This is a genomic window from Comamonas denitrificans (assembly GCF_042654745.1).
GTDB classification, from domain to species: Bacteria; Pseudomonadota; Gammaproteobacteria; order Burkholderiales; family Burkholderiaceae_C; genus Comamonas; species Comamonas denitrificans.
The window spans coordinates 76,240-98,476 of the sequence record NZ_JBHSEY010000038.1 but is presented as its reverse complement, the minus strand read 5'-3'; the positions used below and the strand labels follow the sequence as shown (position 1 = coordinate 98,476).

Genomic DNA, 22,237 nt, shown 5'->3' with positions numbered 1-22,237 from the left:
TCACCATGGAAACCGTTTTAGCTTTAGCCATTGGGGTGCTGGCCGGATCAGGGGTCTGGCTGCTGCTGCGCCCGCGCACGTTTCAATTGATCATTGGCCTGTGCCTGCTGTCCTATGCCGTCAATTTATTCATCTTCAGCATGGGGCGCAAAGGCTTGGCCATTGCCAAAGAGCCGGTGCTGCACCTGGGCGTGCCGGAAAACCTCAGCAACTACGCTGATCCCCTGCCCCAGGCGCTGGTACTGACGGCCATCGTCATCGGATTTGCCATGACGGCGCTGTTTTTGGTGGTGCTGCTGGCCTCGCGCGGCATGGCGGGCACCGACCATGTCGATGGCATCAAAGCGCAAGATGCGCAGGAGATGCTTTGATGCCCGACCTCTGGCTCTGGCTGGGCACCTGGATGCCCCACCTCATGCTTGTCCCCATCCTGCTGCCCATGACAACCGGGGCGTTGATGTTGCTCTTAAAAGAAGAGCATCAGCGCAGCAAAATCATGCTCAGCACCCTCTCGCTCGTGCTGGGGCTGGTGGTAGCCATCGCCCTGCTGCACTGGAGCAGCCAGCACCCCACCCCCGGCGTGTACCTGTCGGGCAACTGGGCTGCGCCCTTTGGCATTAGTTTGGTGTTGGATCGCCTCTCTGCCCTGATGCTGGTGCTGACCTATGCGATTGCCCTGGCCGCCAGCGTGTTTGCCATGGCCCGCTGGTACAAGGTGGGGGTGCATTTTTATGTGCTGTTTCAGTTCCAGCTCATGGGTTTGGCCGGGGCCTTCTTAACGGGGGACTTGTTCAACCTATTTGTTTTTTTTGAAATCATGCTGGCCGCATCGTATGGCCTGCTGCTGCATGGCTCCGGCAGGCTGCGGGTGCAAGCGGGGCTGCACTACGTTGCGATTAATTTGGTGGCTTCTTCGCTGCTTTTGATCGGTACCTCCATGCTGTATGGCCTGACGGGTACGCTGAATATGGCCGATTTGGCCCAACAAATCCCCCTGGTGGTCGAAGCCGATCGCGCCCTGCTGCACTCGGCTGCGGCAATTTTGGCAACCGCCTTTTTGATTAAAGCGGCCGTCTGGCCCGTGAACTTCTGGTTGGTGCCCGGCTACAGCGCCGCCACTGCGCCGGTGGGGGCCTTGTTTGCCTTGATGACCAAAGTGGGCGTGTACACCTTGCTGCGGCTGTGGACGCTGATGTTCTCCAGCAGCGCTGGAGCCTCGGCGTTATTTGGTGGGCAATGGCTGATGGTGGGGGGCATGGTCACCATGCTGGTCGGGGCCATCGGCATGCTGGCCGCCACGCGCCTGACCTATTTGGCCGGATATGCTGCCATCACCTCCTCGGGCACCTTGCTGGCCGCCACCGGATTTGGTGAACCGGCGCTGCTGGCTGGCCTGTTGTATTACCTGCCCAGCTCCACCTTGGCCGTGGCCATTTTGTTTTTACTGGCCGATGCCATTGACCGCTGGCGCACCCACGGCACCAGCCAAATTGATCTGGATGACGAGGAAGCGCCCTTCCTCAGCCACGAATTGCTGGTCACCGACCACATGAATTTGGACGATGAAGAGCAGGCCCTGATTGGCCGCCCCATTCCGGCTGCCGCAGCGTTTTTAGGCCTGGCGTTTTTACTGTGCACCTTGGTGGTCGCGGGCCTGCCGCCACTGTCGGGGTTTTTGGGGAAATTGGCCATGCTCACCGCCTTGCTGCCACTGACCTCGGCCGTGGGCAGCCCGCTGCTGCTGCCCACTGCCAGCACCTGGATCTTTTTTGCCCTGCTCATCGGGACAGGGCTTTTGGCATTGATTGCCCTCACCCGTGCTGGGATTCGCCATTTTTGGGCCGCCCATGAGCGCGCTGCCCCTGAGATTCGGCTGACTGAAGGCCTGGCCATTGCCGCCTTAACCGCCTTGGTGTTGGCGCTCACCATTCATGCCCCCAGCGCCCTGCACTACACCAGCAGCACCGCCGCCGATTTGCACAATCCCCAGGGCTATATTGATGCAGTGCTGCAGGCGCGGCCCATCCCCAACCCGGGCGCTACAAGCCCCGAGGAGAAAGCCCCATGAGAAAACGCTTTCTGCCTGCGCCCTTGCTCTCGCTGGCGTTGTTTGGGCTGTGGCTGTTGCTCAATCACAGCACCAGCATTGGGCACATCACACTGGGGGCGCTGCTGGGCTGGGCCATTCCGCTGCTGACACGCGGCCTGCGGCCTTTGCCGGTGCGTGTACGCCGCCCAGGCACCATCTTGCGGCTGGCCCTGCAAGTGGTTTACGACACGTCGATGTCCAATTTCCATGTTGTGCGGTTTTTACTCTTCCCACGCTACCGCCGCCATCCGGCAGATTTTGTGCTGATTCCCCTGGATTTGCGCGACCCCAATGGCCTGGCCGTCTTGGCAATGATTGTGTGCATTACCCCAGGGACCGCCTGGGCCGAAATCTCGCGCGATCGCAGCATGTTGATGCTGCATGTGCTGGAAGTGGACGATGCCGCCAAAATTGCCGCGCACGTGAAAAGTGCTTACGAACGCCCATTGATGGAGATTTTTGAATGACCGCTGCCCTCTCTGCCCCACTGACTTGGGCACTGCCAGCAGCCATCTTGCTGCTGGCGCTGGCAATGGTGCTCACCTTGCTGCGCATGCTGCATGGCCCCACAGCACAAGACCGCGTACTGGCGCTCGATTGCATGTACTTAAACGGCATGCTGCTGGTGCTGGTGCTGGCCATGCATTACGCCTCGGATGTGTACTTTGAAACCGCCTTGCTGATCGCCACCTTCAGTTGTGTAGGCACCACGGCCATGGCCAAATTTTTGCTGCGTGGCGAGGTGATTGAATGAGCGCCACCGATTTTCCGCTCTGGCTGCAGTGGCTGATTGCTATTTTCGCCTTGCTCGGTGCCGCAGTGGCCCTGCTTGGCTCCTGGGGTTTGTTGCGGCTGAAAACCTATTACGAGCGCGTTCACGCCCCTGCCATCATTGCCACCATGGGCTGCTGGCTCATCATGTGGGCCAGCACAGCGTTTTATTTAGCCTCCGATACAGGGCCGACTTTTGCCACCTTATTAATTGCGGTTTTTGTGGCTGTCACCGTGCCCATTTCAACCATTTTCTTGATGCGGGCCGCCCTGTTTCGTGATCGCCGTGCCCACCGTGCCGTGCCACCCAGCATCAGCAGCACCAGCCTGGCGCGTACACCACCACCGCCCCCGGCAAAGTTGTCTTAAATGCTGCAAGTGATCGCCATTTGTGCCGGGGCCTCAATCGGTGCCTTGGCGCGCTGGCACCTGGGCCTGTGGCTCAGTGCCCCCGGGCAGCTGCCTTGGGGAACACTGTGGGCCAATGCCATTGGCGGTTATTTGATCGGCTTGGCCATTGCCTGCCTAGAAGTGTTTCCGCAGCTTGATCCGGTTTGGCGCTTATTTTTTATTACTGGGTTTTTAGGGGCACTGACCACTTTTTCCAGCTATAGCGCCGAAGTGTTTCACCTGCTCCATACCGGGCGTTGGATGGTGGGCCTGCTGTGGACGGCCGCCCATCTATTGGCCTCCATCACTTTAACGGCTGCCGGCTGGTACTGTGCGCAAGCGTGGTTGGCAAAGTTCAGCGGATCTGCAGTCTAAAATTAAGCATAGCTGCTAACGCTTGCTCAACAAGGGCAAATGCCTCAAAAGGATTAAAAAAAATGACTCCTGCACTCTACGAACGCTCCTTATTAGAAGATTTAGCCCCCTTGGAAGGCCCCAACGCTACCCGTGATCTGAGCACCGCCGACCCCACCGAGCCCGACTCCTACCGCCTGGCCTTTGCCGATCCAGAATTCATGGCGCGCCGTGAAACCCGGGGCATTCGTTTTCATCTGGAACTGCTCAAACCCGATTTGGACCAGCAGGCCATGGGCATTGAGCACACGGTTGTGGTGTATGGCAGTGCCCGCTTTGTAGATTTAGAGGCGGCCACCCAAACGTTGCAGCAAGCCCAGGCCAGTGGCGATGCCCAAGCCCTGGCCCTGGCTGAGCGCGACATGCGCAATGCCCAGCGTTACGAGGCCGCCCGTCGCTTTGCCTACTTGGTTGCCCAGTACAGCAAACACCACCCCACCAATCAACGCGTGTACGTCTGCACTGGCGGTGGCCCAGGCATCATGGAAGCGGCCAACCGGGGCGCTTACGATGCCGGAGCCCCAACCATCGGGCTCAATATCCTGCTGCCCCACGAGCAGCACGGCAACCCCTACATCAGCCCGGGCCTGAGCTTCAAATTCCACTACTTTGCCCTGCGCAAAATGCACTTTTTGATGCGGGCCAAGGCGCTGGTGGCATTCCCCGGCGGGTTTGGCACCATGGATGAGTTGTTTGAAGTGCTCACCCTGGTGCAAACCACTAAGATCAAACCCGTCCCCATCGTGCTGTACGACTCCAAATTTTGGAAGCGCTTGTTTAACTTTGAACTGCTCGTCGAAGAAGGGGTCATCAGCCCTGAAGATTTAACACTGTTCCAATACGCCGACACCCCCGAAGAAGCCTGGCAAATTTTCAAAGACTTCTACCAGCTCAAAGACTGAGCGCTACCGGTCTGCAAACGTATCACGCCCCAGCAGCCAGGGCAGGCGTGATGCGACCCCCACCATGGCCCCCACCCCCCAAAACAGGGCCGACACCCCCAGCACCGCCCCCAGGCTGCCAAACATCATCGGCATCATCACGCTCGAGGCGTTGATCGCCATCATGCGCAAGCCCAAGGCCTGGCCATGGCGCGCCTCGGGGGTGATTTGGTGCAGCATGCTCATCACCATCGGCTGCACCGACCCCAGCACCAGGCCCAGCAACACCGAGCACGCGGCCATGCTCCACGGGCCGGGCATCAGCGGGTACAGCATAAACAGCAGGCAAGCGCCCAGCATGGCGCACCACACCACCAGCCACTCGCGCAAATGCTTGGCCAGCAGCGGCAACACCAGCCGCACGACCATGGCGGCAATGGCAAAACCGCCCAAGATGCTGCCAATCACCGAGGCCGACAGCCCACGCTCATGCCCAAGGATGGGGACAACAAAAGTATGCACATCCCAGCACGAGGACAGCGCCCAGTTCATCAGCAACAGGCGGCGAAAGCTTTGGTCTTGCAACAAATCCCACGCGGCCGGGGTCGGGCCTGCAGGGGTGGCAACCGGCGGCAAGTCCTTCACGCTGCGCAGAAAAAACCACGCTGCCAATGGCAGCAGCGCCAGCAATAAAAACGCCGCCCGAAAGCCAAGCTCACTGCCCGCTTGTCCACCGGCATGGTCAATCAGCAACCCTGCCGCAAAGGGCCCCAGAAAATTAGAAATCGCTGGCCCCAAGGCCAACCAGCTGAACACTTTGCGCAGCTGCACCTGATCGTGCGCACTGCGCCCCACATGGCGCTGCAGGGCAATCAAGGCCGTGCCCGCTGCCCCGCCGGTACACAAGGCGGCCAGACACAACACCGGAAAAATCGGCCACAGCACGGCCAAGCCTGTGCCCACCGTGGCCACGCCCACACTCCAGGCCACCGGGCGGCGCAGCCCATGGCGATCGGCATAGCTGCCAGCGGGCAAGGCCAAAAAAACCTGGGTCAAGGCAAACAGCGCCAACAACACCCCCACCGCTGCGGGGCTATGGCCTTGTGACAAGGCCAGCAAGGGCGTGGCCATGCGCAGCCCGGTCATGCCGGCGTGGATGGAGATTTGTGCCGCAATCAGCCGGGGCAGGTCACGCGCCAGGGTGGACACCTCAGGCCTCCTCGTCCTGATGCCCCTGCGCGCCAAGCTCCAAGCGCAAAGCCGCCGCATCACTGCCCTGCTCAGGGCTGGGCAAGCTTTGCACGCCCTTTAAGCTGCGCTGAATGGCGCGGGTGCGCACATCGACTTGCTCAAACTTTTTCGCAGCCGCATCCAGCGACTTGCGCGTAGCCTCCACCACCGCACCAAACTTGGTGAATTCGGTTTTCACCTGCCCCAGCACCACCCAGACCTGGGCCGAACGCTCTTCAATCGCCAAGGTGCGAAAGCCCATTTGCAGGCTATTGAGCATGGCCGCCAAGTTGGCCGGGCCCGTAACCACCACCCGGTATTGCTGCTGCAAGGCTTCGACCAAGCCGGGGCGGCGCAGCACTTCGGCAAACAAGCTTTCGCTGGGCAGGTACATCAGGGCAAAGTCGGTGGTGTGCGGGGGCGCGAGGTATTTGCTGGCGATTTTTTTTGCCTCGGCCCGCACCGAGCTTTCCAGCGCCTGCGCAGCCGCCTGAATGGCCAGACGGTCGCCCTGCTCCCAGGCATCTTGCAGGCGCTGGTAGTCTTCCACCGGGTATTTGGCATCAATGGGCAACCACACCGGCTGCTCACCTTGGCCGGGCAGGCGGATGGCAAATTCAACCAGCTCATTGCTGTCCGGAACGGTTTTCACATTGCGCCCATACTGCTCCGGGGTGAGCACACTGTCCAAAATCGCCCCCAGTTGCGCCTCGCCCCAGGTGCCGCGCGTTTTCACATTGGTCATCACGCGCTTGAGGTCGCCCACACTGGCGGCCAGGGTTTGCATCTCGCCCAGCCCCTTATGCACCTGTTCGAGGCGGTCGCTGACCAGGGCAAACGAGGCCCCCAGGCGCTGCTCCAGCGTGGCGTGCAATTGCTCATCGACCGTGCGGCGCATGTCTTCAAGCTTGGCGGCGTTGTCTTGCTGAATGGCGGCCAAGCGTTCATTCAAGGTGATGCGCAATTGCTCGGCCTGCTGCTCGCCGCTGTGCTGGTGGCGGTGCAGCTGCTCATCCACGGTGCGGCGCAGGCCCTCCAGCTGGGTGGCGTTGTCTTTTTGAATCGCGCCCAGGCGCTCGTTCAAGGTGGTGCGCAGCTGCTCGGCCTGCTGCTCGCTGCTGTGCTGGTGGCGGTGCAGCTGCTCTTCCACCGTGCGGCGCAGCGCCTCCAGCTGGCTGGCATTGTCTTTTTGAATCGCACTCAGGCGCTCATGCAAACTGGTGCGCAACTGATCGGCCTGTTGCTCGCTGCTGCTGCGGTGCCGATGCGCCTGCTCGGCCAGGGCTTGCTGCACCGTGGCCAGATGCTGCTGCAGCTCTTGGCGGCTGGCACGGGCCTCTTGCAAAGCCTGGGCCAAATGGGCTTCGACCAATTGCCGCAAGCCATCGGCATGCAATTGCTGGTTCTGGCCCAAGGTGTGCACCACCGCTTGCAATTGCTGGGCCAAGGCCTGGGCCTGCCCTTCTTGGCGCAGCAAAATATGTTCCAGCTCGGTCCAGGGGGTGGCCCGGCTGCGCCACAACTGCACGCACTGCAAAACCACCACCAGGGCCAAAGCGCCCACCACCACCATGTCCAACCAATTCATAAAGAGAGCTTCTACCGCTGTTCAATCAAGTGTTTTGAGGCTTTTTAACCTTGAAAGCCTTATTTAAAAAGCGCTTAAAGCTATTATTTTTTATAAGCAAAGCGCTGTGCCTGGGCGGCAGGATCGGGGGTATTCACTGGGGTCAAAGCGGGCTTGCCCTGTAAAACCGCCAGCAGGTTATCGGCGGCCAGTTGGCACATTTTTAAGCGGGTGGCCGCCGTGGCGCTGGCAATGTGCGGGGTCAGCACCACATTGGGCAGCTGCAGCAAGCCGGGGTAAATCTGGGGCTCACCCTCAAACACATCCAAGCCAGCGGCCGCAAGGCGACCGGTTTGCAACGCCTGCACCAACGCCACTTCATCCACAATGCCGCCACGCGCAATATTGATCAAGGTGGCACTGGGGCGCATCAGCGCCAGCTCGGCAGCGCCAATCGTGTGGTAATTCTCGGGAGTCAATGGCAGCACCAGCACCAAGTGATCGGCCTGGCGCAGCAAACTTTCCTTGTCCACATACTGGGCTTGGCAATCGGCCTCCAGCGCCTCAGACAGGCGCGAGCGGTTGTGGTACAGCACCCGCATCCCAAACCCTTTGGCCGCCCGCCGCGCAATGGCCTGGCCAATGCGCCCCATCCCCAAGATGCCCAAGGTGCTGCCATGCACCTCCGTGCCCAGCAGCATGTGGTATTGCCACTCTTGCCACTTGCCAGCCCGCAGAAAATGCTCGCCTTCCGTAATCCGCCGGGCCGTGGCCATCAGCAGGGCAAAGCCAAAGTCGGCGGTGGTCTCGGTCAGCACATCCGGGGTATTGCTGGCTTGCACCCCCGCAGCAGTCAGCGCGGCCACATCAAAATTGTTATAGCCCACGGTCATATTGGCCACCGCCTTGAGCTGGGGGCAGGCCGCCAGCAAAGCAGCATCCACTGGCTGAATACCGGTAGCCAAAAGGCCATCTTTCCCTTGCAATTGGGCGATCAGCGCTTCTTGGCTCCAGTGAATATCGGCTTGGTTGTCCTGCACCTCACACGATTGGCGTAAAAAATCCACCACCTGCGGGGCAATGGCACGGGCAATCAAAATATGGGGACGGGACATCAAGCCAACCTTTTACTCATTAAAAAAACATAAATGTCATTACGACAAACAATGGAATCAAAATACCCACCGACCACAGCATGTAACCAAAGAAGCTGGGCATGCGCACACCACGGTCTTCCGCAATGGCTTTCACCATCATATTCGGCGCATTGCCAATATAAGTATTCGCCCCCATAAATACCGCCCCTGCAGAAATTGCTGCCAAAGTCGTTGCCATTTCTGTGGTGAGCTGCAGCACATCACCGCCAGCGGTATTAAAGAACACCAAATAGGTCGGCGCATTATCCAAAAAGGACGACAAAACACCGGTGGCCCAGAAATACATCGCTGGATTTGGTGAACCATCAGGATTGGTCACTGCCCGCACGATGGGGCCAAATGGCCCTTCTGTGCCCGCTTTGAGCATGGCGATGACAGGAATAATGGTGAGGAAAATCCCCGCAAACAGCTTGGCTACCTCAAACATCGGATCCCAGCCAAACTGATTGGCCGTATGCACCCGGTGCGAAGTCGTTACCAGCGAGATCACCGCAACCACCACCAAACCCAAGTCACGCAGCAAGCCGGGCAACCCCACTTCGGTGCCTGCAATGTCAAACACCACCGGGCTTTGCCAAATGCCGCTCATCAAGACAAGGGCCACCACAGCCGCCAAGAGAACGAAGTTGAATTTCCCATCAAACCCCAAGCGCTCATGCTCAGTAGCCTCCACCTTGGCCGGCTGGGCGGGTTCGCGGCGGTATGCCCAGGTGTCCCACACGAAAAACAAACCCAGCAAAACAACCACTAAAAATAAAGTGTCTGGCCAAATATGCTGAAAAGTCCAAGTAAACGGCACACCCTTCAAAAACCCCAAAAACAATGGCGGATCACCCAAGGGCGTTAAAGAACCACCTGCGTTAGAAACAATAAAAATAAAAAATACAACCACGTGGGTCATGCTAGAGCGTTGCGCATTGGCCCGAATAATCGGACGAATCAACAGCATCGAAGCCCCGGTGGTTCCCATAAAACTGGCCAGCACCGCACCAATGGCTAAAATTGCCGTATTGAGTACCGGCGTGCCACGCAAGCTTCCTCGGATATAAATGCCACCAGCCACTACATACAAAGCCGTCAGCAAAATGACAAACGGCATATATTCAGCCAATAAAGCATGTATAAAATTTACCCATGCAGCGTGTATGCCAAAATAAAAAGCAAACGGTAGCAAAAAAGCCAACGCCCAGCCCGCAGTGATCTTGCCAAAATGGTGGTGCCAGACATTGGGCACAACCAAGGGCATCACCGCAATCGACAGCAGCACCCCAGCAAACGGCACCCCCCAAGCCAACGACAGGTTGGCCCCATCAATGTCAGCTGCACTGGCAACGCCAGGCAGGAAAAACAACCCCATCAAAAGTGCTAACCACTGTGTTTTTTTCAACAAAACATTGCTCCTTATTTTGGCGTTAAAGGTTTTTTTGGTCGTTCAAGCAGTGCTCGCTTACACCTGCCATCTGGCCAACGCAAAAAATTTTACAAGTGTACGGTTTTTCAGAACATATTCAGGGGTTGGAGAGTGAAAATTAGGAAAAAACCTAAGGCGCACAAAGGTATTGCGCTCTTGTTTTTTAAAAATTTGCCCTCTTTTGCAGCGACATCCGCATCGCATCGCAACTTGCAAGATTTTTTTTGCTGCACTGCAACAAAAAACACTTGCATATCAGCCACAGCCGATTACAATACGCTTCATGCTGCACTGCAACATAAGTGTTCCATGACATGCAGCACCCTTGTCCCTTCTCTTTTTTTTTAAAGGAAATCACCATGGCACTGACCCCCGAACAAATCCTGAGCGCCCACAAAGCCAACATCGACACTATTTTCGGCCTGACCACCAAAGCCTTTGAAGGCGTGGAAAAGCTGATCGAGCTGAACGTTAACGCTTCGCGTGCTGCCCTGACTGAAGCCGCAGCCCACAGCCAAGCCTTGGCCGCCGCCAAAGACGTCCAAGACTTGGTAAACCTGCAAACCGCTTTCTTCCAACCTTTGGCTGAAAAAGCCGCTGCTTACAACCGGCATATTTTCAACATTGCCAGCAGCACCAGCACCGAACTGCAAAAAGCCTTGGAAGACAAAGCCGGTCAGTACCAGCAAAGCTTCAACGGCTTGATCGAAGCTACCGCCAAAAATGCGCCTGCCGGTTCTGAAACCGCCGTGGCCATGATGAAGAGCGCTGTCTCTGCTGCCAACAACGCCTTTGAGTCGGTACAAAAAGCCGTCAAGCAAGCCTCCGATATGGCCGAAGCCAATATCAAGGCCGTGACCACGGCCACCACCGCTGCCCCTAAAGGCAAGGCTTAATCCCTTAAAAAAGGGGGGTAATAACACCCAAAAGGGTTTACCCTATAATCCCCCCTGTTGCATTGCACATGCAAGTTTTCGGTTGTCTCCTTGGATCCTCTTGAAACACTGTTTCTGGATCCCTTCAAGCCCAGTACCTCACTGGGCTTTTTTTTTTGGGCTTTTTTTGCCTATAGCTTGGCAAGCTATCCACTGCCTGCTGCTGGGCCGCATGCACAACCCAGCAGCAGGCGGACGGCTTTAACGGCGGCGCAGCAGGTGGATAAACTCACCACCCTCAGATGTTTGTTCCAGCAGCTCATTGCCGGTTTGGGTGGCAAAAGCCTTGAAGTCGGCCATCGACCCAGTGTCCGTGGCGAGCACCTTCAGCACCTGGCCACTTTGCATCTGGGCCAAGGCCTTTTTCGCCTTCAAAATCGGCAGCGGACAGTTCAGTCCCCGCGCATCAACTTCTTGATGAATGTCCATGTTTATCAACCTTTGCTGTATTTGAATGCCGCTTTATACCGGAAAGACCCCCGTCGAAAGATAGCGATCACCTCGGTCACACACCACGAAAACAATGGTTGCATTCGTCTCGCGCTGCGCAATTTGCTGGGCCACCCAGCAAGCACCAGCGGCTGAAATACCGGCAAAAATCCCCTCCTCACGGGCCAAGCGGCGGGCCATGTCTTCGGCATCGTCCTGCACGACCGTAACCAGCTCATCAACCAGACTAGGGGTATAAATTTTTGGTAGGTACTCTTGGGGCCATTTGCGAATCCCCGGAATGCGAGAACCTTCTGCAGGTTCAGCCCCGATGATGCGAATCGCCGGATTTTTCTCTTTCAAAAACTTTGCCACGCCGGTGATCGTGCCGGTTGTCCCCATGGCACTGACGAAATGGGTGATCTGCCCTTCGGTCTGCGCCCACAGTTCCGGCCCGGTGCCGGTGTAGTGGGCCAGGGGGTTGTCCGGGTTGGCAAACTGATCAAGCACCACACCCTTGCCCTGGGCCACCATTTGCGCGGCCAAATCCCGGGCATATTCCATGCCACCACTCTTGGGCGTCAGCACCAGCTCGGCTCCGTAGGCTTTCATGGTTTGCGCCCGCTCGATGGACAAGTCCTCCGGCATGATCAGCACCATGCGATAGCCTTTGATGGCCGCCGCCATCGCCAAAGCAATTCCCGTGTTGCCGGAAGTCGCTTCAATCAGCGTATCGCCTGGGTGAATTTCGCCTCGTGCCTGAGCCTGCTCAATCATGGACAGCGCGGGCCGGTCCTTAACCGAGCCAGCCGGATTATTCCCCTCCAGCTTGCCCAGCAGCACATTGCCACGCTGGGCATTGTCTTGCGCACCAATGCGCTGTAACGCCACCAATGGGGTGGCACCAATCGTCGATTCAATTGTTGGGTATTTCTTTTTCATAGCCATAAATGTGCCATAATTGCGGCTTCTCTGATTTACAGCCCGGGTGGTGAAATTGGTAGACGCAGGGGACTCAAAATCCCCCGCCGCAAGGCGTGCCGGTTCGATTCCGGCCCCGGGCACCACAACAAGCCTGCTTAATGCAATTCTTGCATGCAGGTAGGCTCAAAAAAGGCGATTCCTTCAAAGGAATCGCCTTTTTTGTTTGTTCATCAACCCAACCGCGCCATCCATTGCCCAGCAGTTATGCACATCACAATGATGTTGTGCTGCATTAAGAGACCTACTTTTTTTAATCCATCGGTGCAAGCAACCGCAGATTTAAGAAAAAAACGTTAAAAAATCGCTTAGAATTTTTGTGTTTGCTTAACGCATCAAAAAAATAAAAAGCATCTATACGCGGGCGTAGTTCAATGGTAGAACGGCAGCTTCCCAAGCTTCATACGAGGGTTCGATTCCCTTCGCCCGCTCCAAATCCCCCATACAGCGCCTTGCGCCGAGCATCCAGCAAGGCAAAAACCACCTTGAAGACGAAAAATTTTTGTCGATGGTGATGGGCAAGCTGCGTGCAATCGCACATTTCGACGGCATTTAACGCTGTGCCAACGCCCTCCATGCCCTGAAAAATACCCGCAAACTGCATGCAAAGGCAATGTTGGCGCAAGCATCAATGGCCCACCACAGTGCCCTGCAGAGGCAGGCAGTGCTGTTACTCGGCACACCTTGGGCTGCAGCTAGAGCGACGGAGATTCTGCGGCAGCAACAGCCAGCGGAAGTGGGAGGCACAAAAAAATAAGCCGCTAATTTTATTAAAAATTAACGGCTTATTGGTATTTTGGCGGAGAGGGAGGGATTCGAACCCTCGGTAGGTTTTACCCTACACACGCTTTCCAGGCGTGCGACTTAAGCCACTCATCCACCTCTCCGGCGGTGAAGCTAGTATTGTAGCCTAGGAAAATACTGGTTTCCCGATTTTTCGGCTTATTTTGTATTTCCTTGCTGAACCACGCGCATGGCCGAGGCGATGAGGCCAGAGACTTCCGAGATGTTGCTCGGCACGATCAAAGTGGTGTTGGCATCTTGCGCCACTTTGCTGTAAGCATGGACGGCGCTTTCTGCAATTTTTAACTGCACAGCATCAGCACCACCGGGTTTTTCGATGGCGCTGGCAACACGTTCCAGCGCTTGTGCTGTGGCACTAGCTACAGTCACGATAGCAGTGGCCTCGCCTTGGGCTTTGTTGATAGCGGCCTGTTTTTCACCTTCGGAGCGGGCAATGAAGGCTTCGCGCTCGCCGGTAGCGATGTTGATTTGCTCTTGTCTGCGACCTTCCGAGGCGGCAATCAGGGCACGTTTTTCGCGTTCGGCGGTGATTTGTGCCTGCATGGCCCGCAGGATTTCGTTGGGCGGGGTCAGGTCTTTGATTTCGTAGCGCAGCACCTTCACTCCCCAGTTCAGCGCGGCCTCGTCAATGGCATTGACCACCTGGGCATTGATCATGTCGCGCTCTTCAAAGGTTTTGTCCAGCTCCAGCTTGCCGATCACGCTGCGCAGCGAGGTTTGCGCCAGTTGGGTGACGGCCATGATGTAGTTGCTCGAGCCATAGCTGGCCCGCATGGGGTCGGTGACCTGAAAGTACAAAATGCCATCCACCTGCAACTGGGTGTTGTCGCGGGTAATACAAACTTGGCTGGGCACATCCAGTGGAATTTCTTTCAAGCTGTGCTTGTACGCAACCCGATCGACAAACGGAATGATGAGGTTCATTCCCGGGGTCAGGGTGCCGGCGTATTTGCCCAACCGCTCCCGAATCCAAGCGTGCTGCTGGGGCACCACTTTAACCGCCTGGGTAATGAATACGATGGCTACAACCAATAAAACGATGGCGACTTCCATGGTCAAACCTTTCTAAAGCTGAGGAAGGGATGGGGCAGTGTAAAGGGCAAATCCGCCAGGCTCAGGCCTTGTCCACGATCAAACGGTTGCCTTGTATTTCAATGATGCGGTGCAGGCCTGGGCTGGGCAGGCTGCCGGGGCGCAGGGCGACATTCCACTGGCTGCCCCGGTAGGGTACGCGGGCAGTGCCATCGCTGGCCCATTGCTCGATGGTGATGGTCTCACCAATGTCTAAATTGACATCCGGATTGGCCTGGGCGGGCAGTTGCGGGGCGCGGCGGCGGCGAATGCGGCGGCCCAAAAAAATGCTGACCATGCCAACCACGGCGGCGCAAGAGATTTGCACCGGCAAATCCAGGCCCAAATGGGCGGCGATGGCCCCAGCGGCCAAGCCAACGCTGATCATCAGCAGGTAAATCGTGCCCGTGGCCAATTCTGTGGCAATCACAACGCCGGTCAAAACCCACCAAATGGTGCTTGCTTGCATAGTTCTTCCTTGGTAAGCGCAGATATTCATTACACTGCGCGGCTCTTTCCCCCTACCATCATGCCCAGTTTTTAGAGGGTGCCCATGAAGTTTCGCTTTCCCATTGTCATCATTGACGAAGATTACCGCTCAGACAACACCTCGGGCTTGGGCATTCGTGCCCTGGCCGATGCCATTGAAAGCGAAGGCTTTGAAGTGCTGGGTGTCACCAGTTATGGCGATTTAAGCCAGTTCGCCCAGCAGCAAAGCCGGGCCAGCGCTTTTATTTTGTCGATTGACGATGAAGAGTTCGGCCTGGAAGAAGACACCGCCCCGGTGATCCACAGCCTGCGCAGCTTTATCGGCCAGGTGCGGCGCAAAAATGAGGATGTGCCGATCTACCTGCATGGCGAGACCAAGACCAGCCAGCACCTGCCCAACGACATCCTGCGCGAGCTGCACGGCTTCATTCACATGTTTGAAGACACGCCCGAGTTTGTGGCCAAGCACATCATCCGCGAGGCCAAGAGCTATCTGGAAGGCGTGCAGCCACCGTTTTTCAAAGCCCTGCTGGACTATGCCGAGGATGGTTCGTATTCGTGGCACTGCCCCGGCCACTCGGGCGGCGTGGCGTTTTTGAAAAGCCCGGTGGGCCAGATGTACCACCAGTTCTACGGCGAGAACATGCTGCGCGCCGACGTGTGCAACGCCGTGGAAGAGCTGGGCCAGTTGCTCGACCACAACGGTGCCATTGGCGAGTCTGAGCGCAACGCCGCGCGCATCTTCAATGCCGACCACTGCTACTTTGTGACCAACGGCACCTCGACCAGCAACAAAATCGTCTGGCACCACACGGTGGCACCGGGCGATGTGGTGGTGGTGGATCGCAACTGCCACAAATCCATCTTGCACAGCATCATCATGACCGGGGCCATTCCGGTGTTTTTGAAGCCCACGCGCAACCATTTCGGCATCATTGGCCCGATTGCGCAAAGCGAGTTTGAGCCCGAGACCATCCGCGCCAAGATTGCCGCCAACCCGCTGCTCAAGGGCGTGGACCCCCACAGCGTCAAGCCACGCATCCTGACACTGACGCAATCGACCTACGACGGCGTGCTCTACAACACCGAAACCATCAAGGGCCTGCTCGACGGCTACGTGGACAACCTGCATTTTGACGAGGCCTGGATTCCGCACGCCGCTTTCCACCCGTTTTATGGCAGCTACCACGCCATGGGCAAAAAGCGCGCGCGGCCCGAGCATTCCGTGGTCTATGCCACGCAGTCCATCCACAAACTGCTGGCCGGTATCAGCCAGGCCTCGCACGTGCTGGTGCAGGATTCGCAGACCGAAAAACTGGATCACCACCTGTTCAACGAGGCGTATTTGATGCACACCTCGACCAGCCCGCAGTACAGCATCATTGCCAGCTGCGACGTGGCCGCCGCCATGATGGAGCCGCCCGGTGGCACAGCGCTGGTGGAAGAGTCCATCCTGGAAGCGCTGGACTTTCGTCGCGCCATGCGCAAGGTGGAGGACGAGTTTGGCGACGACGACTGGTGGTTTGAAGTCTGGGGCCCGCAAGAGCTGGTGGCCGACGGTATTGGCCGGGCCAATAGCTGGGTGATTCGTGGCCAGGATGCCGCCCCCAAACGCGCGGCGCGCAAAAACCGCGAAGACAGCAAAGACATCGACAACTGGCATGGCTTTGGCGATCTGGCCGACGGCTTCAACATGCTGGATCCCATCAAGACCACCATCGTCACGCCGGGGCTGGATTTGAATGGCGACTTTGCCGAGACGGGCATCCCCGCCTCGATCGTCTCTAAATACCTGGCCGAGCACGGCGTGGTGGTGGAAAAGACCGGGCTGTACTCGTTTTTCATCATGTTCACCATCGGCATCACCAAGGGCCGCTGGAACACGCTGCTGGCGGCCATGCAGCAGTTCAAAGACGACTACGACCGCAACCAGCCGCTGGCGCGCATCCTGCCCGAGTTTGTCCAGCAGCACCGCCGCTACGAGCGCATGGGGCTGAAAGACCTGTGCCAGCACGTGCATGAGATGTACGCCAAGTACGACATCGCGCACCTGACCACCGAGATGTACCTGGGCGACCTGACCCCGGCGATGAAGCCGGCCGATGCCTACGCCCACATTGCCCAGCGCAAGACTGAGCGCGTGGAGATCGACCAGCTGGCCGGGCGCATCACCGTGGGCCTGATCACGCCCTACCCGCCCGGCATTCCGCTGCTGATCCCGGGCGAAGTGTTCAGCCAGAAGATCGTCGATTACCTGCTGTTTGCGCGCGAGTTCTCCAAGCTGTGCCCTGGCTTTGAAACCGACATCCACGGCCTGGTGGAAGTAGAAGACGAGCACGGCGAGGTGCGCTTCTACGCCGATTGCGTGGCCCAGCCTGCTACAGCACCTGCTACAGAGCCTGCCGCTAAGGCCAAAAAAGCCAAAACCAGCAAAGCCAAATAAAGCTTTGTGGCCCTGGCCACTGACCACGCGGTCAGTGGCTGAAGCAAAATTAATAGCTGCTTACGCTTGCACAACAAGCGTAAGCTTTATTTTTTGTGCTTATTCTTTTTGGTAGAGCGCGGCTTGCGCTCTGCTTTTGCGCCCATTTCGGCCATCACCTGGGCGGCGTTTTTGGGCGCGGCTTTGGGCTTGGTCTTGCGGATGGTCAGGGCCGGTTTCACGGGCTGTTTCTCTTTCTTGCCGCCGCCAATTTGGCTTTCTTCGCCGCGGATCAAGCGGCCAATGTTTTCGCGGTGGCGCCACACCAGCAAGGCCGCCATCACCATGATGGCCACCAGCAGCGGTGTTTCTACCGACCACAGGCTGCCATCCAAAATCAAATACGCCACCGGTGCGCCCAGGCTGGCCAAGAGCGCGGCCATGGAGGAATAGCGCGAGACAAACGCCACCACCAGCCAAATACCCAGCACGATCAGGCCCAGCCAGCCACTAATGCCCAGCAGCACACCCAAGGCGGTGGCCACGCCTTTGCCGCCTTTGAAGCCAAAAAACACCGGGAACAAGTGCCCCACAAACGCGCCCAGCGCCACCAGGGCCAGCGCCCCATCGCCCAGGCCCCACTGCGGGCCCCAGGTTTTGACCACCAGCACGGGAATCAGCCCTTTGAGGGCATCGAGCAGCAGCGTAAGCACGGCGGCCACTTTGGAGCCCGAGCGCAGCACATTGGTCGCCCCCGGATTGCCGCTGCCGTAAGAGCGCGGGTCGTGCAAGCCCATGGCGCGACTAACAATCACTGCAAACGACAGCGAACCGACCAAATACGCCAGCACAGCGGCCAGCACAGGAGCGAAAACGTTCAACGCAACATCCTTGCCCGCAAGCGGCGAGCACAAACTAAAAAGAGCGCTATTTTGCCAGTGCGCAGTGCACAGGCCGGGCATTCAAGAGCTGCACGCACACCTGCGGATCTATTTGCAGCAAGTAACCGCGCCGCCCGCCGTTGATGGTGATGCGCGGCAAATCCAGAATGCTCGCCTCGATAAACACCGGCATGGCCCGGCGGGTGGCAAAGGGCGAGGTGCCGCCCACCAAGTAACCGCTGTGCCGGTTGGCCACCTCGGGCGGGCAAGGCTGCACGCTTTTGGCACCAATTTCGCGGGCCAGATTTTTGGTGGATACCGTGCAATCGCCATGCATCAGGATGATCAGCGGCTTGGCATCCTGGTCTTGCATGATCAAGGTCTTGACCACCAAATGCTCATCCAGCCCCAATTGGCGCGACGATTCGCCGCTGCCTCCGTGCTCGACATAGTCGTACACCAGCTCGGTAAACGGCACTTTGTGCGCCTTGAGCAGCTGGGTGGCCGGGGTTTCGCTGACGTGGGATTTATCTTTTTTTGCCATGGGCGCGGTTATAGCGTTTTTCTGGTGTTTTTCATGCAGACTTGACAGTTTTTCGTGTTGTGACTGCTTTGCTCTGATTGGCCCTGATGTCTGCGATTGCCCCGCCACCTTTTGATCCCCGCGAACTGGTTTTGCCCTCGGTATTGGCCATGCTGGCCGACGTTGCCACGCAACTGGAGCACCCCACAGCGCAAACCGTGCACCTGCTGGCCCAAATTGCCCAGGCCTTGGACAGCGTACACCTGCTGGCCCCGGCCAAACTGGTGCGCAGCCTAGAACAAGCATGCCAGCCGCCTGCGCCTGCGCCTGAGCGGCATGCAAGCAGCACCACCCTGCCAACCACCGACACCGCCCAGCACCTGCCCGCCCTGCGCCAATTGGCGTACAGCGACCTGCTGCGCTACCTGGAGGCCATCGCCCACCAGCAGCCTGCCGATACCGCCCAGCTCTTTGACAGCTACCGCGCCCTGGTGCGCCTCAGTGGCAAAGACAGCGCCCACCCCGCTGATCTGTGGGAGCAGCGCCCAGACCATGCCGCCCTGGCCGAGCTGCCCGCTGAAATCACCAACCGCTACCCCACCCTGGTGCCCTGCGATGCCGTGCGTGCCGAGCTGGACCAGGCCGTGCTCGCCTGGGTCAAAGCCCCGGCCCCAGGGCATGCCGCCACCCTGTGCCACATCAGCCTGGGGCTGGCGCACAGCGCCCCCACCCCCGCCTTGCGCTGCGCTTGGCAGCTGGTGGCCGGTTGGTGGGATGCGCAAGCGGCCGCCTTGCTGCCGCCCGATATTTACGCCAAGCGCCTGGCGGCCCGGGTGCTGATGCTCTACGGCCAGCAGCTCAAAGGGGCCAGCGCCGCCACCACCCCCTTGCTGGATGAGCTGCGGTTTTTCTGCGCCCAGGGGGTGCAAAAACTACAGCACGCCCCGCTTGATTCAGCGCCAATTTTTTCAGCAATATGCTTGGTTTATGAATTAATACCAGCGCCTACAGCTCCTCAAAAAGAAGCAGCAGAACAAGCGCCCACCGCACTGCCCGAGCCAGCCCTGCCTCCTGGGCACGCGGCCCCTGTGCTGGAGCTCCAACCCCTGGCCACCCTCACCCAAGGACTGGCTGGCCAGCCCCAAACCCCGGCCAAAGCCAGCGCCATCACCCCAGCGCAGACCCTGGTGCACGCCCTGAACACGGCCTTGAGCGATGGGCGCGATCCAGGGCCGGCCTGTGAAGCAGGTGGCGGCACAGCGAACAATGCCGAGGCTAAGGCCGAGGGCGATGCCGATACCGATGCCCGCACCAGCGCCGCGCAGCTCACCCGCTACGCCTGGGAGCAAGGCTGGGCGGAAATCGCCATGCTGGCCCACCTTATTGAGCGCATCACCCAGCGTGCGCCCACGCCGTGGCCCGCCGCGCTGCGCACCACCTGCCAGCACGGCACCACCGAAATCGAGCGCTTGCTGCAACAACTGGCCCAAGGCCACACCCGCCGCGCCCAAGCCCAGATCGTGCAGGCTTTGGAACACGCCGTGCAGCAATTGCCTGCGCCCGCCGCCGTACACGAAAGCGCAGAAGCATCAGAATCAGAATCAGAAGCTGCAACCGCTGAAAGTACAACAGATAAACAAGAAAACAATCAAAATCCTATAGAAGAAGAGCGCAACCAGCTACAAACTTTGCACTTCAGCGTTTTAGAAGAAGAAATGCAAGCCCAGTGGCCCCAGCTGCAAGCCGCCCTGCACAGCTGGCCCCCAGGCAGCGCCTGCCCCCCGGCGCTGCTGCGGGCCTTGCACACCTTAAAAGGCAGCGCCCGCCTGGCCGGTGCCGCCGCCTGGGCACGGCAAGTGCATGCCCTGGAAACCCTGGCCTTTGCCCCCCACAGCAGCCCCGAGGCCCTGGCCGAACCCATTGAAGCGCTGCGCCTGGGCTTTGCCGCCTTGCAACAAGAAATGGCCTTGCACGCGCCGCAAGCGCCCAGCCAGCAACAACCGCTGGAGACCCTGCAGCGCCACACCCAAGCGCTGTGGATCAGCCACACCCAAGCCCAGGAAGCCACCGCACAAAGCCAAAGCGCCATCACAGAAATGGCCGCCAGCCTGCAGCGCCTGCACACGCTGGTGCAAGACTGCAAAGTCTGGGCCAACACCTTGATGGTGTATGGCGATATGGAGCTGTCCTACGAATGGCACAGCGAGCTGCAAGACCTGCTGGCCGGGCTGCTGAGCGCTACCGACGACCTGGGCACCGTGCAACAACAACTGCAGCACCACCACCAGGAAAGCACCCACGCCCTGGCCACCCAAACCGGCTACCTGCAAGGCCTGCAGCACAGCCTGCTCTACGCCAGCCTGCAGCCCTTGGGGCATATCCAAGAGCGCCTGGCCGAATGCCTGCGCCTGGCGGAACACGACTGCCAGCGGCAAGCCGATCTGCACCTCGAGGGCGAGGCCATCTTGCTGGAAAAAACCACCCTGCAAGCCCTGGCCCCGGCCTTGGAGCACCTGCTACGCAACAGCCTGGCCCACGGCATCGAAACCCCCGCCCAGCGCCGCGCCGCTGGCAAGCCCGCCCACGGCCAAATCACCCTGGCGCTGCGCGAAGCCAATGGCCAGCACATCCTCACCCTGAGTGACGACGGCGCGGGCCTGGACCTGGATGCCATTGGCCGCCAAGCCGCCCGCCTGGGCCTGTGGCAGGGTGCTGAGCCCCCCACGGCCGAGCAAGCGGCGCAGCTCATCGTCCACCCCCAGCTGTCCACCGCCGCAGCCCTGAGCGAAACGGCCGGGCGCGGCATCGGCATGGATGCGGTGCAGGCCCAAATTCAGGCCCTGGGCGGCCAGCTGCACATTGCCAGCCGCACCGGCCAGGGCTGCACCACCACCATCACCCTGCCTGCGCCCCCGGCGGTGCTGCCCATCCAGGTGCTGCGCGCTGGCAGCTGGCAAGTGGCCCTGCCCAGCCAGTGGATTGAGGGTGTGCTGCGCATCCCCCTGAGCCTGGCCGAAGAGGGCCTGCAGCGCGGCATGCTGCACGGCGACCCCCGCGGGCCGCTGCCCCTGTTTTGGGCCGGGGCGCTGTGGCAGCAATCGGCCTGCAGCCAGTTGCCCCCGCTTGATGGCCATGTCCACATCCTCATCGTGCGCAGCCCCACCCAGCGCTGGGGCCTGTGGGTCGATAGCCTGCAGCCCACGCAAGAAGTGCTGCTGCAGCCGCCCACCGGGCTGGCCACCCCGATTGCCGGCCTCTTGGGCACCGCCAGCCTGCCCAGTGGCCAAGTGGTGCCAGTGTATGAACCCGCCCCCGTCATCGCCGCCCACGAAAACCGCCAGCACAGCGCCCACCCGGCCCCCCTGGCCCCCCCCGAGGCCATGGCCGAAGAACCCCAGCGCCCCCTGGTCATGCTGGTGGATGATTCGATCAGCGTGCGCCGCCTAGCCCAGCATTTGCTGATCAGCCACGGCTGGCAAGTGGAAACCGCGGCCGACGGGCTGGCCGCCCTGCAGCGCTTGCACGAGGGCTTGCAACCCAGCGTCATGCTGGTCGATATTGAAATGCCCGGTATGAACGGCCTCGAACTCTTGCGCCGCCTGCGGCAAGAACCGCGCTGGCAGCAGCTGTCCGTCGTCATGCTCACGGCCCACGAAGCGGGCCCCGTCAGCCAGCAAGCCCTGGACATGGGAGCGCAAGCCTATCTGACCAAACCCTACTCCCCCCAACAGCTGCTGGCCCAAGTCAAGCGGTATGCGGCTGCGGTGGTGGATTGATACATCAAGCTGCACT

Annotated in this window: 21 protein-coding genes and 3 tRNA genes; 12 read left to right on the top strand and 12 right to left on the bottom strand. The window is 59.3% G+C overall.

Features of this window, described 5'->3' with window-relative positions; genetic code table 11:
• The first annotated feature begins 5 nt into the window (after positions 1-5).
• The 7 genes from ACFO24_RS08040 to ACFO24_RS08010 all read left to right on the top strand — a co-directional run bounded on the left by ACFO24_RS08040 (position 6) and on the right by ACFO24_RS08010 (position 4,566).
• Positions 6-371, top strand: a complete 366-nt coding sequence (locus ACFO24_RS08040) for a Na+/H+ antiporter subunit C (RefSeq protein WP_207575071.1) — start codon at positions 6-8, stop codon at positions 369-371.
• Positions 371-2,068: a monovalent cation/H+ antiporter subunit D gene (locus ACFO24_RS08035; protein WP_377737853.1), complete on the top strand. Its 1,698-nt coding sequence runs from the start codon at positions 371-373 to the stop codon at positions 2,066-2,068. Before ACFO24_RS08040 ends, ACFO24_RS08035 begins: the two co-directional genes overlap by 1 nt.
• The gene (locus ACFO24_RS08030; RefSeq protein WP_377737852.1) at positions 2,065-2,556 is read left to right on the top strand and encodes a Na+/H+ antiporter subunit E; all 492 of its coding nucleotides are present in this window, start codon (positions 2,065-2,067) and stop codon (positions 2,554-2,556) included. Before ACFO24_RS08035 ends, ACFO24_RS08030 begins: the two co-directional genes overlap by 4 nt.
• Positions 2,553-2,843, top strand: coding sequence for a K+/H+ antiporter subunit F (locus tag ACFO24_RS08025; protein ID WP_377737851.1), 291 nt, complete (start codon positions 2,553-2,555; stop codon positions 2,841-2,843). The genes ACFO24_RS08030 and ACFO24_RS08025 overlap by 4 nt, the downstream gene beginning before the upstream one ends.
• Positions 2,840-3,229, top strand: a complete 390-nt coding sequence (locus ACFO24_RS08020; RefSeq protein ID WP_207575075.1) for a monovalent cation/H(+) antiporter subunit G — start codon at positions 2,840-2,842, stop codon at positions 3,227-3,229. Before ACFO24_RS08025 ends, ACFO24_RS08020 begins: the two co-directional genes overlap by 4 nt.
• On the top strand, positions 3,230-3,625 hold the full coding sequence (gene crcB / locus ACFO24_RS08015) for a fluoride efflux transporter CrcB (protein WP_377737849.1): 396 nt from the start codon (positions 3,230-3,232) through the stop codon (positions 3,623-3,625).
• A 62-nt stretch (positions 3,626-3,687) separates the two neighbouring features.
• Positions 3,688-4,566, top strand: a complete 879-nt coding sequence (locus tag ACFO24_RS08010) for a TIGR00730 family Rossman fold protein (protein ID WP_377737848.1) — start codon at positions 3,688-3,690, stop codon at positions 4,564-4,566.
• Between the two features lie 3 nt (positions 4,567-4,569).
• Here ACFO24_RS08010 and ACFO24_RS08005 read toward each other — a convergent pair whose 3' ends face one another.
• The 4 genes from ACFO24_RS08005 to ACFO24_RS07990 all read right to left on the bottom strand — a co-directional run bounded on the left by ACFO24_RS08005 (position 4,570) and on the right by ACFO24_RS07990 (position 9,856).
• Positions 4,570-5,745 carry an MFS transporter gene (locus ACFO24_RS08005; RefSeq protein ID WP_377737888.1) on the bottom strand — a complete coding sequence of 392 codons (1,176 nt, stop codon included), beginning with the start codon at positions 5,743-5,745 and terminating at the stop codon, positions 4,570-4,572.
• A 10-nt stretch (positions 5,746-5,755) separates the two neighbouring features.
• Complete coding sequence (locus ACFO24_RS08000; RefSeq protein WP_377737847.1) at positions 5,756-7,363, bottom strand: DNA recombination protein RmuC; 1,608 nt, start codon at positions 7,361-7,363, stop codon at positions 5,756-5,758.
• Positions 7,364-7,446: 83 nt separating this feature from the next.
• Positions 7,447-8,457 carry a 2-hydroxyacid dehydrogenase gene (locus ACFO24_RS07995; RefSeq protein ID WP_207576173.1) on the bottom strand — a complete coding sequence of 337 codons (1,011 nt, stop codon included), beginning with the start codon at positions 8,455-8,457 and terminating at the stop codon, positions 7,447-7,449.
• A 19-nt stretch (positions 8,458-8,476) separates the two neighbouring features.
• Positions 8,477-9,856, bottom strand: a complete 1,380-nt coding sequence (locus ACFO24_RS07990) for a sodium:proton antiporter (protein WP_377737887.1) — start codon at positions 9,854-9,856, stop codon at positions 8,477-8,479.
• Between the two features lie 413 nt (positions 9,857-10,269).
• Between ACFO24_RS07990 and ACFO24_RS07985 the strand changes: the two genes are divergently transcribed.
• Entirely contained in the window at positions 10,270-10,806 is a 537-nt protein-coding gene (locus tag ACFO24_RS07985; protein ID WP_207576174.1) for a phasin family protein, read from the top strand.
• Between the two features lie 240 nt (positions 10,807-11,046).
• Here the strand turns inward: ACFO24_RS07985 and ACFO24_RS07980 are convergent, their stop codons facing one another.
• Positions 11,047-11,274, bottom strand: coding sequence for a sulfurtransferase TusA family protein (locus tag ACFO24_RS07980; RefSeq protein ID WP_377737846.1), 228 nt, complete (start codon positions 11,272-11,274; stop codon positions 11,047-11,049).
• A gap of 33 nt (positions 11,275-11,307) precedes the next feature.
• Positions 11,308-12,216: a cysteine synthase CysM gene (gene cysM, locus ACFO24_RS07975; RefSeq protein WP_207576182.1), complete on the bottom strand. Its 909-nt coding sequence runs from the start codon at positions 12,214-12,216 to the stop codon at positions 11,308-11,310.
• A 40-nt stretch (positions 12,217-12,256) separates the two neighbouring features.
• Here cysM and ACFO24_RS07970 point away from each other — a divergent pair.
• Both ACFO24_RS07970 and ACFO24_RS07965 read left to right on the top strand, forming a co-directional pair.
• Positions 12,257-12,341: transfer RNA gene (locus tag ACFO24_RS07970), tRNA-Leu, on the top strand.
• A gap of 274 nt (positions 12,342-12,615) precedes the next feature.
• Positions 12,616-12,689, top strand: a tRNA-Gly gene (locus tag ACFO24_RS07965).
• Here ACFO24_RS07965 and ACFO24_RS07960 read toward each other — a convergent pair.
• From ACFO24_RS07960 to ACFO24_RS07945, 4 genes are all read right to left on the bottom strand, one after another.
• Entirely contained in the window at positions 12,656-12,859 is a 204-nt protein-coding gene (locus tag ACFO24_RS07960; RefSeq protein ID WP_377737845.1) for a hypothetical protein, read from the bottom strand. The genes ACFO24_RS07965 and ACFO24_RS07960 overlap by 34 nt on opposite strands.
• Before the next feature lie 193 nt (positions 12,860-13,052).
• Positions 13,053-13,142 (bottom strand) — tRNA-Ser (locus ACFO24_RS07955).
• A gap of 55 nt (positions 13,143-13,197) precedes the next feature.
• Positions 13,198-14,112 carry an SPFH domain-containing protein gene (locus ACFO24_RS07950; protein ID WP_207576176.1) on the bottom strand — a complete coding sequence of 305 codons (915 nt, stop codon included), beginning with the start codon at positions 14,110-14,112 and terminating at the stop codon, positions 13,198-13,200.
• A 61-nt stretch (positions 14,113-14,173) separates the two neighbouring features.
• Positions 14,174-14,599 carry an NfeD family protein gene (locus tag ACFO24_RS07945; protein WP_207576177.1) on the bottom strand — a complete coding sequence of 142 codons (426 nt, stop codon included), beginning with the start codon at positions 14,597-14,599 and terminating at the stop codon, positions 14,174-14,176.
• Between the two features lie 84 nt (positions 14,600-14,683).
• Here ACFO24_RS07945 and ACFO24_RS07940 point away from each other — a divergent pair, with 84 nt between their 5' ends.
• Complete coding sequence (locus ACFO24_RS07940) at positions 14,684-17,062, top strand: Orn/Lys/Arg family decarboxylase (RefSeq protein WP_377737843.1); 2,379 nt, start codon at positions 14,684-14,686, stop codon at positions 17,060-17,062.
• Positions 17,063-17,148: 86 nt separating this feature from the next.
• On the opposite strand, the gene plsY is transcribed toward ACFO24_RS07940, so the two are convergent.
• Both plsY and ACFO24_RS07930 read right to left on the bottom strand, forming a co-directional pair.
• Positions 17,149-17,922: a glycerol-3-phosphate 1-O-acyltransferase PlsY gene (gene plsY / locus ACFO24_RS07935; RefSeq protein WP_207576178.1), complete on the bottom strand. Its 774-nt coding sequence runs from the start codon at positions 17,920-17,922 to the stop codon at positions 17,149-17,151.
• Positions 17,923-17,968: 46 nt separating this feature from the next.
• Positions 17,969-18,466, bottom strand: a complete 498-nt coding sequence (locus ACFO24_RS07930; RefSeq protein WP_377737842.1) for an aminoacyl-tRNA deacylase — start codon at positions 18,464-18,466, stop codon at positions 17,969-17,971.
• Between the two features lie 86 nt (positions 18,467-18,552).
• Here ACFO24_RS07930 and ACFO24_RS07925 point away from each other — a divergent pair, with 86 nt between their 5' ends.
• On the top strand, positions 18,553-22,221 hold the full coding sequence (locus ACFO24_RS07925; protein ID WP_377737841.1) for a response regulator: 3,669 nt from the start codon (positions 18,553-18,555) through the stop codon (positions 22,219-22,221).
• Positions 22,222-22,237: the final 16 nt, after the last annotated feature.